At 68.0% G+C, this 16,227-nt stretch carries 14 protein-coding genes; 9 read left to right on the forward strand and 5 right to left on the reverse strand.

Annotated features, from left to right (window positions below; all coding sequences use genetic code 11):
• Positions 1 to 256 precede the first annotated feature (256 nt).
• The 3 genes from recA (at position 257) to OG474_RS35455 (ending at position 3,352) form a co-directional block, all read left to right on the forward strand.
• The gene (gene recA / locus OG474_RS35445; RefSeq protein ID WP_405057989.1) at positions 257 to 1,339 is read left to right on the forward strand and encodes a recombinase RecA; all 1,083 of its coding nucleotides are present in this window, start codon (positions 257 to 259) and stop codon (positions 1,337 to 1,339) included.
• A 1,081-nt stretch (positions 1,340 to 2,420) separates the two neighbouring features.
• Positions 2,421 to 2,942, forward strand: coding sequence for a regulatory protein RecX (locus tag OG474_RS35450; protein WP_405057990.1), 522 nt, complete (start codon positions 2,421 to 2,423; stop codon positions 2,940 to 2,942).
• Positions 2,942 to 3,352, forward strand: coding sequence for a hypothetical protein (locus OG474_RS35455; protein WP_405057991.1), 411 nt, complete (start codon positions 2,942 to 2,944; stop codon positions 3,350 to 3,352). The genes OG474_RS35450 and OG474_RS35455 overlap by 1 nt, the downstream gene beginning before the upstream one ends.
• Here OG474_RS35455 and OG474_RS35460 read toward each other — a convergent pair.
• Positions 3,310 to 4,272 carry a helix-turn-helix transcriptional regulator gene (locus OG474_RS35460; RefSeq protein ID WP_405057993.1) on the reverse strand — a complete coding sequence of 321 codons (963 nt, stop codon included), beginning with the start codon at positions 4,270 to 4,272 and terminating at the stop codon, positions 3,310 to 3,312. The two genes, OG474_RS35455 and OG474_RS35460, sit on opposite strands and share 43 nt — an antisense overlap.
• A 62-nt stretch (positions 4,273 to 4,334) precedes the next feature.
• Here OG474_RS35460 and OG474_RS35465 point away from each other — a divergent pair, with 62 nt between their 5' ends.
• The 3 genes from OG474_RS35465 to rny all read left to right on the forward strand — a co-directional run bounded on the left by OG474_RS35465 (position 4,335) and on the right by rny (position 9,367).
• Positions 4,335 to 6,713 carry an ATP-binding cassette domain-containing protein gene (locus OG474_RS35465; RefSeq protein WP_405057994.1) on the forward strand — a complete coding sequence of 793 codons (2,379 nt, stop codon included), beginning with the start codon at positions 4,335 to 4,337 and terminating at the stop codon, positions 6,711 to 6,713.
• 140 nt (positions 6,714 to 6,853) lie between these two features.
• On the forward strand, positions 6,854 to 7,222 hold the full coding sequence (locus OG474_RS35470) for an antitoxin (protein ID WP_405057996.1): 369 nt from the start codon (positions 6,854 to 6,856) through the stop codon (positions 7,220 to 7,222).
• Between the two features lie 444 nt (positions 7,223 to 7,666).
• On the forward strand, positions 7,667 to 9,367 hold the full coding sequence (gene rny / locus OG474_RS35475; RefSeq protein ID WP_405057997.1) for a ribonuclease Y: 1,701 nt from the start codon (positions 7,667 to 7,669) through the stop codon (positions 9,365 to 9,367).
• Positions 9,368 to 9,868: 501 nt separating this feature from the next.
• Here rny and OG474_RS35480 read toward each other — a convergent pair.
• A complete protein-coding gene (locus tag OG474_RS35480; RefSeq protein WP_405057999.1) occupies positions 9,869 to 10,690 on the reverse strand; it encodes a PIG-L deacetylase family protein in 822 nt (273 codons plus the stop codon).
• A gap of 211 nt (positions 10,691 to 10,901) precedes the next feature.
• On the opposite strand from OG474_RS35480, the gene OG474_RS35485 reads away from it, so the two are divergent.
• Entirely contained in the window at positions 10,902 to 11,390 is a 489-nt protein-coding gene (locus OG474_RS35485; RefSeq protein WP_405058001.1) for a GNAT family N-acetyltransferase, read from the forward strand.
• On the opposite strand, the gene OG474_RS35490 is transcribed toward OG474_RS35485, so the two are convergent.
• The 3 genes from OG474_RS35490 to OG474_RS35500 form a co-directional block, all read right to left on the reverse strand.
• Positions 11,369 to 11,668: a DUF6458 family protein gene (locus tag OG474_RS35490; RefSeq protein WP_405058002.1), complete on the reverse strand. Its 300-nt coding sequence runs from the start codon at positions 11,666 to 11,668 to the stop codon at positions 11,369 to 11,371. The genes OG474_RS35485 and OG474_RS35490 overlap by 22 nt on opposite strands.
• Before the next feature lie 134 nt (positions 11,669 to 11,802).
• Entirely contained in the window at positions 11,803 to 12,966 is a 1,164-nt protein-coding gene (locus tag OG474_RS35495) for an acyl-CoA dehydrogenase family protein (protein WP_405058003.1), read from the reverse strand.
• 45 nt (positions 12,967 to 13,011) lie between these two features.
• Complete coding sequence (locus OG474_RS35500; protein ID WP_405058004.1) at positions 13,012 to 13,590, reverse strand: DUF1707 domain-containing protein; 579 nt, start codon at positions 13,588 to 13,590, stop codon at positions 13,012 to 13,014.
• A 108-nt stretch (positions 13,591 to 13,698) separates the two neighbouring features.
• Here OG474_RS35500 and dxr point away from each other — a divergent pair, with 108 nt between their 5' ends.
• Both dxr and OG474_RS35510 read left to right on the forward strand, forming a co-directional pair.
• Entirely contained in the window at positions 13,699 to 14,910 is a 1,212-nt protein-coding gene (dxr, locus tag OG474_RS35505; RefSeq protein ID WP_405058005.1) for a 1-deoxy-D-xylulose-5-phosphate reductoisomerase, read from the forward strand.
• Positions 14,907 to 16,217, forward strand: a complete 1,311-nt coding sequence (locus OG474_RS35510; protein WP_405058006.1) for a M50 family metallopeptidase — start codon at positions 14,907 to 14,909, stop codon at positions 16,215 to 16,217. The genes dxr and OG474_RS35510 overlap by 4 nt, the downstream gene beginning before the upstream one ends.
• The last annotated feature ends 10 nt before the right edge of the window (positions 16,218 to 16,227 follow it).

Below are 16,227 nucleotides of genomic sequence, written 5' to 3' on the forward strand. Positions count from 1 at the left end.
CAAGAGTAGGGACCGGGCGGGCCAGTTCGGTTGCCTCGCCGGACTTCGGCGTGTCAGTTTGTGATTCGAACAGGTGTTCGGGATAGTTTGTGCTTCCGGGAAGGGCGGCGGACGGTCTGGTTGTCCACAGATTCGTACAGATTCGTGATGACGGCGAAAACTGTCCGTGGCGCCGAATATCTTCTCTGGCGACATAGAAATCCTCCGGGCGGCCAGGAAGTTCGCCCGATTACCAGATGGGTCAGGTGGCAGTCAGATGGCTGGTGCAACAGCAAGCGCGGAGCGCAAGGAAGCGGATCGCGAGAAGGCGCTTGCGACTGCGCTGACGCAGATCGAGCGGGCCTGCGGCAAGGGCTCGGTGATGCGTCTGGGTGAGCAGAACCGGCCGCCGATCGAGGTCATCCCGACCGGTTCGATCGCGCTCGACATCGCGCTCGGGATCGGTGGTCTGCCGCGCGGTCGCGTGGTGGAGATCTACGGCCCGGAATCCTCCGGTAAGACGACGGTCGCCCTGCACGCGGTGGCGAACGCCCAGCGCGCCGGCGGGATCGCGGCCTTCATCGACGCCGAGCACGCGCTCGACCCGGACTACGCGAAGAAGCTGGGCGTCGACACCGACGCGCTGCTGGTCTCGCAGCCCGACTCGGGTGAGCAGGCGCTGGAGATCGCCGACATGCTGGTCCGCTCCGGCGCGATCGACATCGTCGTGATCGACTCGGTGGCCGCGCTGGTGCCGCGCGCCGAGATCGAGGGCGAGATGGGTGACAGCCACGTCGGTCTGCAGGCCCGGCTGATGAGCCAGGCGCTGCGGAAGATGACCGGTGCGGTCAGCGGGACGAACACCACCGCGATCTTCATCAACCAGCTGCGCGAGAAGATCGGCGTGATGTTCGGCTCCCCGGAGACCACGACCGGTGGTAAGGCGCTGAAGTTCTACGCCTCGGTGCGACTGGACGTGCGCCGGATCGAGTCGCTGAAGGACGGCACCGACGTGGTCGGTAACCGCACCCGCGTCAAGGTCGTGAAGAACAAGGTCGCCCCGCCGTTCAAGCAGGCCGAGTTCGACATCATCTACGGCCAGGGCATCAGCCGTGAGGGCAGCCTGCTCGACCTCGGTGTCGACCAGGGCTTCGTCCGCAAGGCCGGTGCGTGGTTCACCTACGAGAGCGACCAGCTCGGTCAGGGCCGGGAGAACGCGCGGAACTTCCTGCGCGACAACCCCGATCTGGCCAACGAGCTGGAGAAGAAGATCAAGGAGAAGATGGGCATCGGTCCGACCCTGGACCAGCCGGCCGACGACAAGGCCAAGGCCACGGCCGAGGTCGATGTCGACTTCTGATCGACCCACCGTGGGCGGCAGCGCTCCTCGGCACTCACCCGCCGATGAGCCTGCCCCCGCGGCTCTGTCCCTACCCCATGAAGAGCGCCTCGCCCTCGCCCGCCAACTGCTGGCCCGCGGCGCGGCGGCCCTCGATGACGTGGGCGGCCAGTCGGCCGGCAAGACGAAGCGAGCAGCCAGGCCGACGGAAGCCGGTTCGGCGAGCCCAGGTGGTGCGCGAGCAGCGAGCGGACGTCGTACGACGGCTGACGGGTCTGCGGAGGAGTCCGGCCGAGCGCGTGATGCGGTCGGCCGTGGTCGGCAGACGAGGGTGTCGGACGAACAGCTCGGCGAAGGCGATACTCCTGGAGCTGAAGCTGGCCAGCGGGCGGCTGAGTCGCGTCCGGTGCCAGCACGGAAGGGTGGCCGCCAGACGGGTGGCGAGATGGTTGATCCCTGGGGCGAGCTGGATGAGGAGTTTGCCGGGGACGACCCGGGGAGTGTGCGGCGGGCCAGTACGGGGATTCGCCGGAGTGTGGCTGCTGACTACTGGGCTGAGGCTCAGGCGTTTGCCGGAGGCGACGAGTCCGGTGGCGACGGTGCCGCACCGTCGGTCGAGGGTGCTGCCGGGAGCTTTGATCCGTGGAGTGATGATGCTCCTGTCCCTAGCCCCAAGCCGAAGCGGCGTGTCAGAGATGATGCCGCCGGCGTGTGGGGGCCCGAGGTAGCTGAAGCTGCTGCTGCGAGCACAGCCGACGCCGAGATAGATGTGTCCGCTCGTGAGGCAGCCGTGGAGCCTGAGGTTCCAGCGGTACCCCGCAGGCGGGATGCCGTGGTGGACGGCGAGGCTGAGGTTGTTGAGCCGGAGCGGCGTAGCTGGCTTACTGCGCGTCAGAGCGGTGACGATGTGGAGGCTCGCGGATCGGCCAAGGCTTCGAAGGGCGGTCGTGGTTCGCGTGGAGCTGGTCGGTCAGAGGGGACTGGCGGGGGTTGGGGTGCTGGTTCCGGGGAGCGGACTAAGAAGCGCGGGCTGGCGTCTCGGGGGCCAATAGGGAGTGGGCGCCGGCGGCGGGATGCGGCGGACGAGTCGGCGGAGTCTGCGGTGGCGGACGGGTCGGATCCGGCGCAGCTGGCCCGAACGATCTTGCTGGACAAGTTGTCGGGGCAACCGCGGACGCGGGCGGAGCTGGCGGATGTGCTGGCGGAGCGCGGCATTCCGGATGAGGTGGCCGATGAGGTGCTGGATCGGTTCACCGAGGTCGGGCTGATCGACGACGCGGCGTTCGCGACGGCATGGGTGGAGTCGCGGCATCGTGGGCGGGGGCTCGGCAAGCGGGCGCTGGCGCAGGAGCTGCGGCGGCGTGGCGTGGACGACGAGCTGTCGCGGGACGCGCTGGAGGAGCTTGATCCTGGGCAGGAGGAGGAGACGGCTCGGGTCCTGGTGCGGAAGAAGCTGCGGTCGATGCGTTCGCTCGACCGACAGGTCGCGATGCGGCGGCTGCTCGGGATGCTGGCGCGCAAGGGGTATCCGGGCGGGATGGCGATGAGCATCATCAAGCAGGAGCTCGACGCTTCCCACGAAGAGTTTCCGTTGCTGGATTCATCGGGAATCGAGGTCGAGTGATGGCGAGCCTGGACGACGTGGAGCGGCTGGTCGCGGAGCTGCCGGGGACCGAGGAGACGACGCGGCACGGCTATCGCACCTGGGTGGTCGAAGGTAAGGCGTATGCCTGGGAACGTCCGTTCAGCAAGGCGGATCTGAAACGGTTCGGTGACGAGACACCGCCGGAGGGACCGATTCTCGCGGTCCGGCTCGAGGACCTGGGCGAGAGAGAAGCGGTCCTGACGGCACGGTCGGGAGACGGGTTCTTCACGATCCAGCATTTCGACAACTACCCCGCCGTGCTCATCGAGCTGGACCAGGTCCCGGAGCAGGTGTTGCGAGACGCGTTGCTCGACGGCTGGCTGGTGTTCGCTCCGGCAGCCTCGGCTCAGGAAATGCTCGCGTCGCGGAGACGCCGAGCGAAGGACTGAAAGCCCGCGAGAAACTCCGGCGGCGCCTGTACGATGCGGTAGTCGGCATCGAGAAAAGCCAGCGGCAGAAGGAGCCAGTGCCAGCTGTCCAGTGCAACAGCGATCTCGGTGCGGCTCGCATCAATCGCTTGGATCTCTGCGTCCTGGTATTTGAACGCATCAATGACGGACTCGGCCGAAGCGTCGATGACGAGCCGAATCGGATGCTTCGCCTTCTGTAGTCCCGCGCGCAGATAGTCCGTCGCGGAGTCCGCGGGAAGCGGGCGCGCGGTGTAGCGCGTCGTACTGCGACGTAGATCGTCGATGCGGTCGACGCGGAACACGCGCCAGTCGTCGCGATCGAGGTCCCAGGCCAGCAGGTACCAGCGCAGCAGGTGGTGGATCTGCCGGTACGGCTCGACGCGGCGAGTCGTCTCCGGGCCGCGAGCGGTGCGGTAGGCGAACGAGATGCGTTCCTGGCGGCCGATGGCTTCCGCGAGTTCGCCGAGCTGGCCTGCGGGGACGCTCGGCGCCTCCTGATGACTGGTCTCGACACTCGCCCGGACCGCGACGGCCCGGGATCGGAGCCGTGCCGGCAGGAACTGGTCGACCTTCCCGTACGCGCGGGTGGCAGCATCGTCGATCCCGCCCTCCGCCGAGGATCCGATCGAGCCGAGCGAGGCCAAGGCAAGCAGGGTCGCGACCGCCTCGTCGTCGTCCAGGACGAGCGGAGGCATCGACCGCCCGGCCGTCAGCCGGTAGTAGCCGCCGGGGCCGGGCTGGGTCTCCACCGGGTACCCGTAGCCGCGCAGCCGGTCGACATCCCGGCGCAGGGTGCGCGGGCTGACGCCGAGCCGCTGCACCAGCTCGTCGCCGGTGAACGAGCGCCCGGTCTGCAGCGTCGACAGCAGCGCGAGCATTCGTGCGGTGACGTCGGCCATCTCCCCATGATGGCAAAAGATGTGGCCAGAATCAGGCCACATCTGCTCATAGCGTCGCTCTCATGAACGAACAAGCCATGAACGAACGAGCCATCACCCTGCGCCAGGCCCGGACGAACAATCTCGCCGGGATCGACCTCGTCGTACCGCGGAATCAGCTGGTCGTGTTCGTGGGGCGCTCGGGGTCGGGCAAGTCGTCGCTGGTGTTCGACACGATCGCCGCCGAGGCGGGATTCCAGCTGAACGAGACGTTTCCGCCGTTCGCGCGGAACCGGTTGCCGAAGTGGGCGCGGCCGGAGGTCGAGCACATCGACGGGCTGACGCCGGTGATCGTGATCGACCAGCGCCGGATCGGCGGCAACGCGCGGTCGACGGTCGGGACCGTCACGGACGCGTGGACGTACGTGCGGCTGATGTTCTCGCGACTGAGCGAGCCGCAGGTCGGTGAGTCGAACCGGTTCTCGTTCAACGACCCGACGGGGATGTGCCCGGTGTGTTCGGGGCTGGGGGAGGTCGTGGTGAGCGCGGTCGATCGGTTCCTGGATCTCGACAAGTCGCTGGTGGAGGGGGCGATCCGGCTGCCTGGCTTCGGGCCGGGCAAGTACTGGTACTCGCAGTACGCCGACATCGGTTCGTTCGACGTCGACACTCCGTTGCGCGAGTGGTCGGACGGTGAGCGAGAGGCGTTGCTGTACGGCGGGAGCGCGGCGGCTGAGCTCGGACGCAAACTGCCGAAGGATTATGAGGGTGTCGTCGAACGGTTCGAGCGTGTCTACCTGCACACCGCGGACAACCTCTCGGAGCGGAAGCAGGCGGCGATCCAGCGGTTCACGCGTTCGGGCGTTTGCCCGGAGTGCGATGGGGATCGGCTCGCGAAGGATGCGCGTACGGCGACTGTGGGTGGCCGGACGATTGGTGAGCTTGCTCAGTGGGAGGTCACTGAGCTGCTGGAGTTCGTGCGGGGGATCGAGGAGCCGGCCGTTGCACCGGTGGTGTCGGCGTTGTCCGTGCGGCTGCAGGCGATGGTCACCATCGGGCTCGGGTATCTGGCGCTCGCGCGGGCGACGACGAGTTTGTCGGGTGGTGAGTCGCAGCGGATCAAGACGGTGAAGCAACTCGGGTCGAGCCTGACCGAACTCACGTACGTCGTCGATGAGCCGACCGTCGGTCTGCATCCGACCGACGTGGATTCGATGATCGCGTTGCTGGAGCAACTGCGGGACAGCGGAAACAGCGTGCTCGTGGTCGAACACGACCCGGCGGTGATGCGGCACGCGGATCAGATCATCGAGGTCGGCCCGGGTGCCGGCGCCGCCGGTGGGCGCATCGTCTTCCAGGGCACGTACGCCGAACTCCTGAAAGCACAAACCCCAACCGCCCGCGCCCTACAACGCCAAGCGAAGCAAGGCGGTTGGGCTGCGGACTCGGACGGGCGGGCAGCGCGGAAGGCGGGAGCGGACGGCCGTGTGGGGCGTGAGGTGGGGGTGGTTGCGAGGGGTGTTGGGCAGGCGGGTGAGGAGGCCCGTGGTGAGCGGCAGGAGGGGCCGGGTGGGTGGCTGGTGGTGGCTGGGGCTGGGCGGAACAACTTGCGGGATGTGACGGTGCGGGTTCCGGGTGGGGTGATGACTGTGCTGACGGGGGTGGCGGGGTCGGGGAAGTCGAGTTTGGCGGCTGAGTTGGTGGCGCAGTGCTCGGCGGTGGTGATCGACCAGAAGGCGGTCGGGACGAGCCGGCGTTCGACGCCGCTCACGTACACCGGGATCGCGCCGGCCGTGCGCAAGCTTTTTGCCGAGCGCAACCGGGTGCCGGTGGCGATGTTCAGTGCGAATTCGGCGGGGGCGTGTCCGGAGTGCCGGGGACTTGGTGTGCTGCACACGGATCTGGCATTCATGGAAGGGCAGGAGGTTGTTTGCCCGGCGTGTGACGGGCGGCGTTTTTCGCCGGAATCCCTTACCTACCTGGTGAACGGGTATTCGATCGCCGACGTCGACGAGTTGACGATCGAGCAGGCGATCACCGAGTTGCCCGATGCCGGGATCGCGCGCGGGCTGCGGCAGTTGGCGGCGGTCGGGTTGGGATATTTGCGGTTGGGACAGTCGCTGAACACGCTTTCCGGTGGTGAATGCCAGCGGGTGAAAATCGCGAAGGAACTACGGGTCGCGCGGGAGCGGACGACGTACGTGCTGGACGAACCGACGACCGGGCTGCACCTGGACGACGTCGAGACGCTGCAGGGCGTGCTGGACCGGCTGGTCGAGCACGGACACAGCGTGGTCGTGGTCGAGCACAATCTGGAGGTGATCCGGCGGGCCGACTGGCTGATCGACCTCGGTCCCGGCCCGGGGCGGCACGGTGGAAGGGTGCTGTTCGAGGGGCGGCCGGCGGACTATTTGGGCCACGAGACGCCGACGAGCCGGGCGCTGGCAGGCTCCGGCGGGTGAATCCGTGGCGCTGTCGGCGGCGAGGGGCGTTGACGGGTCGGTTGCGACGGTGTGTTATCCGAAGAGGGCTCAGTATTTGGCTGAGTCCGTACGCTGGGGATTTTCCGTCGATCCGCCCCTGACACACCGCGGAGGGTGCAATGAACGAATTCCAGGAACAGGCTAAGAACTGGCTCCGGAACGTCGTCAAGCAGAACCCGGACAAGATCAAGGACGGCGTAGCGAAGGCCGGCGATCTGATCGACAAGCAGACCGGTGGGAAGTACGCGGCCAAGGTCGACGCGGTACAGGAAAAAGTCGGCACTTTCGTCGACAAGCAGACCGGTGAATCCACCGAAACGCCCCAAACCGCGCCTGAGAGCACCCCAGAAGCCGCCGCTGATGCTCCCGAGAGCCGGACGGTCGGTGGCGAGACTCCCGAGCCGTCCGACGCGGCCTCGGCCGGCTCGTCCGCCGAAGGTGCGGAGACCGGCGGTACGGCGACCGGCCTGCCCGGCCCGCGCGAGTAATCGCTGCGGAGAGTAATCGGTAGGTAGCGTTGTGGGCGGCGCCGCGACCGCGGCGCGCGCCCGTCATCGATGGACCAGTGGAGCCCCTGGTCTGTTCCTGCGATCGGGTCGCGGATGTGGTGGGTCCCCGGGGGAGTGTCCGTCTTGACCGGGTGATGGGGCACGCCTAGCCTCGGGAATACGAAGGGATCACTCCACCTCACGGTGGCGGTTATAGCGAGCTGGCAGTTCTCACGAGCTGAACGGGACGACGGCGACTTGTACTGCCGTCGGATCGACGGTGCTCAGGCGGCCTTGGTGACGATGCCCCCGTTGCCTGGAGGCCGAGCCGTCGCAGCCGGACCGGTTGCCGACGGAAATCGCCGTACCTGGTGACACAGAGTGACCCCTCCGACCGATTGACACAGTCCCGCCTGGTGCGTGACTCGACGAGGGGAGAGGCCGATGGCACTCGTGGCATTGGCGAGCTCCGCCGGGCCGACCGTGATCGGCCTGTCTGTGGTCGGCCTGGTGATCGCCGGCCTGCTGGCCTGGATCGGCTTCACGCTGTCGCGCCGCAAGGCCGCCGACAACACCGCGGCCGCGGCGACCGCCACCTTGGAGGCCTCGACGATCACGTCCGGCGCCAAGTCCCAGGCCGAGCTGATCAAGCGCCAGGCCGAGGAGGAGGCCGCCGTACTGCGGGTCCGGGCCGAGACCTCGGAGCAGCGCGCCGAGGAGATCCGCCGGGCCGCGGAGGACCGCGCCTCGGAGGTGCGGCGTGATGCCGAGCAGCGGGCGTCGGAGGTACGGCGGGAGGTCGAGGCGGAGGCGCAGTCGATCCGCGACGACCTGCGCGAGCAGCGGCTGGAGATGGAGCGGCGCGATCACCGGCTGACCGAGCGCGAGGAGCGGCTCGACGAGCAGCACCGGCAGGGCGAGGAGCGGCAGCTCGAGCTGACCGCCCAGCTGGCCGAGCTCGACCAGCGCAAGGCGGAGATCAAGGACCTCGAGGACGAACGCCGCCGGATCCTGGAAGGCGTCGCGAATCTGACCACCGAGCAGGCCCGCGCCGAGCTGGTCGCCGCCATCGAGGCCGAGGCGAAGCGGCACGCGCACACGATCGTCCGCGACATCGAGCGGCAGGCGCTCGACGAGGGTGAGACGAAGGCGCGCAAGATCATCACTGGTGCGGTCCAGCGGCTGGCGAGTGAGCAGACGAGCGAGTCCGTCGTGTCGGTGGTGCATCTGCCCAGCGACGACATGAAGGGCCGGATCATCGGTCGCGAGGGGCGCAACATCCGCTCCTTCGAGCAGACCACCGGCGTGAACCTGATCATCGACGACACCCCCGAGGCCGTGCTCCTGTCCTGCTTCGACCCGGTACGCCGGGAGACCGCGCGGCTGACGCTGGATTCGCTGGTGCTGGACGGGCGGATCCACCCCAGCCGGATCGAGGAGATCTACGAGCGCAGCAAGGGCGAGGTCGCCGAGCTGTGTGAGCGGGCCGCCGAGGACGCGATGGCCGAGGTGGGGATCACCGACCTGCACCCGGAGCTGATCCGGACGATGGGTCTGCTGCGCTACCGGACGTCGTACGGGCAGAACGTGCTCAAGCACCTGATCGAGTCCGCGCACCTCGCCGGGATGATGGCGGCCGAGCTCGGGCTGGATCCGAAGCTGTGCAAGCGTGGCGCGTTCCTGCACGACATCGGTAAGGCGCTCACCCACGAGTCCGAGGGCAGCCACGCGATCGTCGGTGCCGAGCTGGCCCGCAAATGGGGCGAGAACGACGATGTCGTGCACTGCATCGAGGCGCACCACAACGAGGTCGAGGTGCGGACGGTCGAGGCCGTGCTCACCCAGGCCGCGGACGCGGTCAGCGGTGGCCGGCCGGGCGCCCGCCGCGAATCGCTGGAGGCCTACGTGCAGCGCCTCGAGCGACTCGAGGAGATCGCGATGCACCACGACGGCGTGGAGAAGGTCTTCGCGATGCAGGCCGGTCGCGAGATCCGCGTGATGGTGCTGCCGGACGCCGTCGACGACATCGCGGCCCAGGTGATGGCCCGCGACATCGCCAAGCAGGTCGAGGAAGAGCTCACCTACCCGGGCCAGATCCGCGTCACCGTCGTACGGGAGTCGCGGGCGACCGAGGTCGCTAAGTAGCAGTTGGTCCGGCGTCAGCAACTACCGCGTCGGGTCACCCACCAAGCCTCCTGATCGTCGGGACCAACCACAGCCCGGAAGCCCAAGCAACCGCAACCTCGGCGACCGGCCGCACCATCCCGCCCAGCCACCGATCCACGGACGTCTTTGCGGGGACCTGCTGCCGCTGGGTGGCAGCAGACCCCCGCAAACCACGTTTCCGCGCGTCGCGATGCGGCCGGCGGCGTACCCGGTGGTTGTCCGCCGCCGTGGCCGGTGTCAACGAGCAGGGTGGCTGGCCGATCCTGTGGCTGAGGTGGATGGCGAGGTCGGCGCCCGGGTGCCCGTCGCCTGAGCTTCCGGGCTTCGGTTGCCGTCCAGAAAACGAGGGGATCTCCCCGCAAGTTGACCCTTCTCCCCTCAAAATTTGAGCAGAGAACGGTCAATCTCAACGGATAGCCAGCCAAATGCCACAGGCCGGCAGACGACGCACAACTCCGTGAATCGCCACCTCGGCGCAACTCACGGCAGCGGCCGGAACTCTTGCGATTGGTCGACGCCCGCCGGTCCCACGGCGCTTGAGTTCGGCGGCCCAAGAGCAACGTGCCAGAGCAGCTCGTAGCCGCCGTGCTCGGCCCGGTCGGCAGCGTGGTCGAGCAGCTCTGAGCGCCAGTCCAGACTCTTGCCGTCGCGCCACTCCCGCTCCGCGCCGTACAGCATGGTGAGCTGCGACGGGTACCGCGCGACAGCCTCCACCTTCTGTTGCAGGTGCGCCCGCGTCACGTCGGGCACGCACGCAGGCTGGCCAACTGCAGCGTGCGCCTGCCCGGCCGCGTAGGGGAAGTCCTCCCACAACACCAGCTTCAGGTTGTGCTCGTGCGCCAGCCGGGCCACCGCATCCCGGGTGATCCGATGATCGACATGGTCGCCGAAGGCCGCACAGGTCCACAGCTCGGCCGGCCACTCGTCGCCGAAGGCTTTGTGGATGGCCTGAGCGATCTCTTCGACCAGTGCGTCGTCGGTCCGGCGTTCGAACAAGGAATCAAACGACTCCACGATCCAGCCGGTCTCGTCCTGCCGATAGACCGCGTCCAGGAACGGCAGGTGCAGTGACCGGACCCCGAGGATCTCTGTGGCCTCACGGTCCTCCTGACGTCGCTGCGCCACCGCATCGTCGCCCAGCCCGCTGATGCTGTGGAGCTCGCGGGCGAACTCCGAGAACGGCGGCGTCGGTTCACCGGCGAACACAGTGCAGACGGTGACGTCGCGGCCCTGCGCGGTCAGCGCAGCCAAGCTCGCACCGACGCTTAGTACAGCGTCGTCGAGATGAGGTGAAATCACCATGATCGGTCTATCGGCGTGCATCGATGCCTCCGGCAACTGGAAGGTTTCTTTCCAGTTGATCCGGTGGCAGTGCCTGAACCCGGTCCGCAGCGAAGAGATCACCCGGACGCCGCGCCAACGATGCCCCATCGGCCGATCCGCGGTGGCCCATCAGCGCATCCAGCCTTGAAACTCGGCTGCGCCCGCCGCCGGTACGTCGTACGGTCGGGTGATGGAGATCGGGCCGGCTACACGTGGAGACGTCGACCAGCTGATCGGGTCGATGGACTCGCCGGCTGCGCAGCATCATGTGCTGGGCCGCTGGGAGGTGCAGCGGGCCGGGGACGGTGCCTACCTGCTGGCGCGGCGTGCAGGCGTGATCGTCGGGCAGACGGTGGTCCTGAAGCGTTCGAAGTACGCCGAACTGCAGGCCGCCGAGGACCCCGCCGAGATCAACGGGCTGGACGCGTTCGTGCGCAACGAGGGGATCGGTACGGCGCTCGTCCGCGCCGCCGAGGTGTTGGCGCGGGACTGGGGGCGGGCGTGGATCGGCCTAGGCGTCGGACCGGAGAACGACGGCGCCCGCCGGCTGTACGAGCGGCTGGGCTACCACCTGTGGTCCGGGCCGCGAGTGATCGACCGCTGGACCGAGCAGGCTGCGGACGGGTCCGTCGTACGGTCACATGCGGATGAGTGTGACTACTTGCTCAAGCCGTTGTGACCTTCGCGGAGGTGCGTCGGGGTCACGTCGATCACGGTCTCGGCGACCTTCTCGTGCGGCGCGACGCTGTACTGCTTCTCGACCTCCGGCTTGAGCATCGTGGCCTCGTCGCGGCTGCGCGGGTTCGCCAGCCGGTACGACAACCAGATGCCGACGGCGCCGGCGAGCATGATGATGATCCCGAGCGCGTGCAGATTCAGGCTGTCCGAGGTGTCCCGGACAGCGAACGCGATGATGGCCCCGACCGTGACGAGCGCGATTCCGACTCCGATACGCATGCCTGACTCCTCTCGGAACTCCTGGCCCCGTGACGTGGAGTAATGGGATTTCACTCCCAGTACCCATCGCGTCACCCCCGCATGCGTAGTGCGTCGTGGCTTCTCGGTCGACTGCGGGTTCTGCGAGCATGCGGTCAGCGGAAGGCGTTCTGGCCGGTGAGGGCTTGGCCGATGACCAGTTGGTGGATCTCCGAGGTGCCCTCGTAGGTGAGGACGGACTCGAGGTTGTTGGCGTGCCGCATGATCGGGTACTCGCCGCTGATGCCGTTGGCGGCCAGGATGGTCCGGCACTCGCGGGCGATCGCGATGGCTTCGCGGGTGTTGTTCAGCTTGCCGACACTGACCTGCTCGGGGCGGAGCGTGCCCTTCTCCTTCAGCCGGCCGAGGTGGACGGCGAGCAGGATGCCCTTGTTGAGCTCGACGGCCATGTCGGCGATCTTCGCCTGCGTGAGCTGGTAGCCGGACAACGGCTTGTCGAAGACGGTCCGCTCACCGGCGTACGCGATTGCTGTCTCCAGACAGTCGCGGGCCGCACCCATGGCGCCGAAGATGATGCCGAAGCGCGCCTCGTTCAAACAGCCCAAGGGGCCTGACAGTCCACGTGCCTCAGGCAGCACAGCCGAAGCAGGCAGCCGGACGTCTTCCAGCACGAGCTCCGAGGTGACGGACGCGCGCAGCGACATCTTCACCTTGATCTCCGGGGCAGAGAAGCCCGGCGTCGACGTCGGTACGACGAAGCCGCGCACGCCGTCGTCAGTCCGCGCCCACACCACCGCCACGTCGGCGACCGACCCGTTGGTGATCCACATCTTCGAGCCGTTCAGCACCCAGTCGTCACCGTCGCGCCGCGCGTTGGTGCGCATCCCGCCGGGGTTGGAGCCGAAGTCGGGTTCGGTCAGCCCGAAGCACCCGATCGCCTCACCCGCGGACATCCGGGGCAGCCACTCTTCCTTCTGCTCAGCACTGCCGTACTTCCAGATCGCATACATCGCCAGCGACCCCTGCACCGACACGAGCGACCGCATCCCCGAGTCGGCAGCCTCGATCTCCAGGCAGGCCAGCCCGTAAGCCACCGGCCCGAGCCCCGCGCACCCGTACCCAGTCAGGTGCATCCCCAGGAACCCGAGCGCCCCCAGCTCCTTGGCCAGCTCCCGCGCCGGAATACTCGCGCTCTCGAACCACTCCGGCAACGAAGGCCGCAACCGCTCGTCCGCGAACCGCCGCGCAGCCGCCCGCACGTCGACCTCCTCAGCGGTCAGCAACGAGTCGACGTCCACCAGATCCAACGAAACGGTCATGCGCTCACGGTATCGGCAACCAGACCACCGCGAACGAGGTTTAGATCACTTGCGGTACCAGGGCCACCACCAGTGGCGTTTGCGGGGGTGGCGGACGGTCAGGGAGCTGTAGCGGGCGCCGCCCTTCACGATGAGGTGTACGGCGTTGGGTCCGGCGCCGACTGTCTTGTTGCTGGCTGAACCGCCGTGCAGCTCGACGTCGTCGAGGGTGACCGACCAGCCGACCGGGACGATCATCGTCATCGAGCTGTGGGTGAGGTTGGCGGTGACGGTCACCTCGGGCCAGTGCACCGCGGCGTCGGTGAAGTCGAGGCGGGCCGAGGAGTGCACCAGTTCGGCGGCGACGCGCTCCGGGACATGCCAGGCGCCTTCGCGTTTCTGCGAACTGTGGGTGGCCCGGATCATCACCTCGGCCGGCTTGCTGGTGTCCCGGACCGGGACCAGGTCGGCGGTCGCGTCGCGCAGCTCGATCTGGGTCTTGGCCGCGTAGACCTGGGTGAGCCGCTCGTCCAGTTCCTGGAAGTCGAGGCGGCCGTCGGTGTGGGCTTCCTGGAGCACGCTCGCCGCGCGTTCCCGGTCGTTGTCAGAGGCCCGTTGACCGGGCGGCGGCTGCTCCAGACTCATGCAGGCCACGGTACGCCGTACGGGGGTGCCGGCGGAGAGTTCAATAGTCCGGGGTCGTCACTTACACCGGGGTCGTCACCTCGGGGCGGCACCTGGGATGATGGCGGTGTGAACCCGCGTACCGTCGTCATCCTCGGCTCGACCGGTTCGATCGGCACCCAGGCGCTCGAGCTGATCGGGCGCAACCGCGACCGGTTCCGCGTGCTGGGGCTGTCGGCCGGTGGCGACAACGTCGGGCTGCTGGCCGAGCAGGCGCTGGAGTTCGGCGTCGAGGTGGTCGCGGTGGCGAAGGCCACAGTGGCGCAGGATCTGCAGCTCGCGTTCTACGCCGAGGCGCAGCGCCACGGGTACGCGCAGGGCGAGTTCCGCATTCCGAAGATCGTCACCGGTCCGGATGCGTCGAGCGAGCTGGCCGCGACCCCGTGCGACGTCGTACTGAACGGCATCACCGGCTCGGTCGGTCTGCGGCCGACACTCGCCGCGCTGGACGCGGGCAACACGCTGGCTCTGGCGAACAAGGAGTCCCTCGTCATCGGCGGCCCCGTCGTCACCCGGCGGGCGAAGCCCGGTCAGATCGTGCCGGTCGACTCCGAGCACAGTGCGATCGCGCAGTGCCTGCGAGGCGGCGCCCCCGATGAGGTACGACGCTTGCTCCTGACCGCGAGCGGTGGCCCGTTCCTCGGGCGGAAGCGGTCCGAGCTCGCGGACGTCACCGTGGAGCAAGCGCTTGCCCACCCGAACTTCGCGATGGGCCCGGTCGTCACGATCAACTCGGCCACCCTGGTCAACAAGGGGCTCGAGCTGATCGAGGCGCACCTGCTCTTCGGGATCCCGATGGACCGGGTGGACGTCGTGGTGCACCCGCAGCAGGCGGTGCACTCGATGGTCGAGTTCCACGACGGCTCGACGATCGCGCAGGTCTCACCGCCGACCATGACGCTTCCGATCGCGCTCGGCCTGGGCTGGCCCGACCGGATAACGGACGCGTCGCCGCCCTGGGACTGGGCCAAGGCGAGCAACTGGCAGTTCCTCCCGCTGGACGGCGAGGCGTTCCCGGCCGTCGGCCTGGCCCGCGAGGCCGGCACCCGCGGCGGCACCGCGCCCGCGGTCTTCAATGCGGCCAACGAGGTCTGCGTGCAGGCGTTCCGGGACGGCCGGCTGCCGTTCCTGGCGATCGTCGACACAGTCGCTCAGGTGCTGACCGAGCACGACGTACCCTCGTACGAGGAGCTGTCCGTCGACGACGTACTCGCGGCGGATGCCTGGGCGCGGACCCGGGCGCGCGAGATCACCGGAGTACAGGAGACCACGAACGCATGACCGTACTGCTCACCACCCTCGGCATCGTCGTGTTCGCCCTCGGCATCATCGTGTCGGTGGCCCTGCACGAGGTCGGTCACATGCTTCCGGCCAAGGCCTTCGGGATGAAGGTGACCCAGTTCTTCGTCGGGTTCGGCCGGACCGTCTGGTCGGTCAAGCGCGGCGAGACGGAGTACGGCTTCAAATCGATTCCGGCCGGTGGCTTCGTCCGCATCATCGGCATGCTGCCGCCCGCCAAGGGCGAGGATCCGGGCAAGGTCCGCAAGGCCAGCACCGGCCCGATCCAGTCGATCGCCGAGAACGCGCGCAACGCGGAGTACGAGACGATCGACCCCGCCGACAACGGCCGGCTGTTCTACCAGAAGGTGTGGTGGAAGAAGCTGATCGTGATGGCGTCCGGCCCGCTGGTCAACGTCGCGATCGCGTTCCTCCTGTTCGGCGGTCTCTTCATGCTGTACGGCGCCAATGTCGCGCAGACGACCGTGTCCACGGTCACCGACTGCGTGATCCCGGCCAGCCAGGCCACCGCGGACCGCAAGTGCACCGATCAGGACGCGGTGTCGCCGGCCAAGACCGCGGGCTTCCAGATCGGCGACCGGATCGTCTCCTTCAACGGCACCCAGATCTCCAGCTGGGACCAGCTCACCCCGCTGATCCGCGCGAACACCGACAAGCCCGCCACGATCGTTGTCGAGCGCAAGGGTGCGCAGCAGACCCTGCGGACCAACACGATCCTGAACCAGGTTCCCAAGGAGGCCGGGTCGGACAAGTTCGTCTCGGTCGGGTTCCTCGGCGTCTCCCCGGAGATGAAGCTCGAGCGGCAGGGCCCGGCGTTCGTGGTGGACAAGATGGGCGAGCTGACCGTCGCCACCGTGAAGGCGATCGGCAACTTCCCGGCCAAGCTCGTCGGGGTGGCGAAGTCGATCGTCGGCGGTGAGCGCGACGAGAACAGCCCGATGAGTGTCGTCGGCGCCAGCCGGGTGGCCGGCGAGATCGCGTCGAACCAGGAGCTGACCGGTGGCGAGCGGATCGCCTTCCTGGTCTCACTGCTTGCCTCGCTCAACCTCTTCCTTGCCCTGTTCAACTTCATCCCGCTGCTGCCGCTCGACGGCGGTCACATGATCGGCGCGATCTGGGAAGGCGTCCGGAGCGGCTTCGCGAGGCTGTTCGGCCGCCCCGACCCCGGGTACGTCGACGTCGCCAAACTGCTCCCGATCGCGTACGTGATGGCGAGTGTGATCACGGTGATGGGTGTGCTGCTCGTCATCGCCGACATCGTGAACCCGATCCGTCTGTTCAACGGCTGACCCTCTCACC

The sequence above is a fragment of the Kribbella sp. NBC_01505 genome, from assembly GCF_045040285.1.
GTDB lineage: Bacteria > Actinomycetota > Actinomycetes > Propionibacteriales > Kribbellaceae > Kribbella.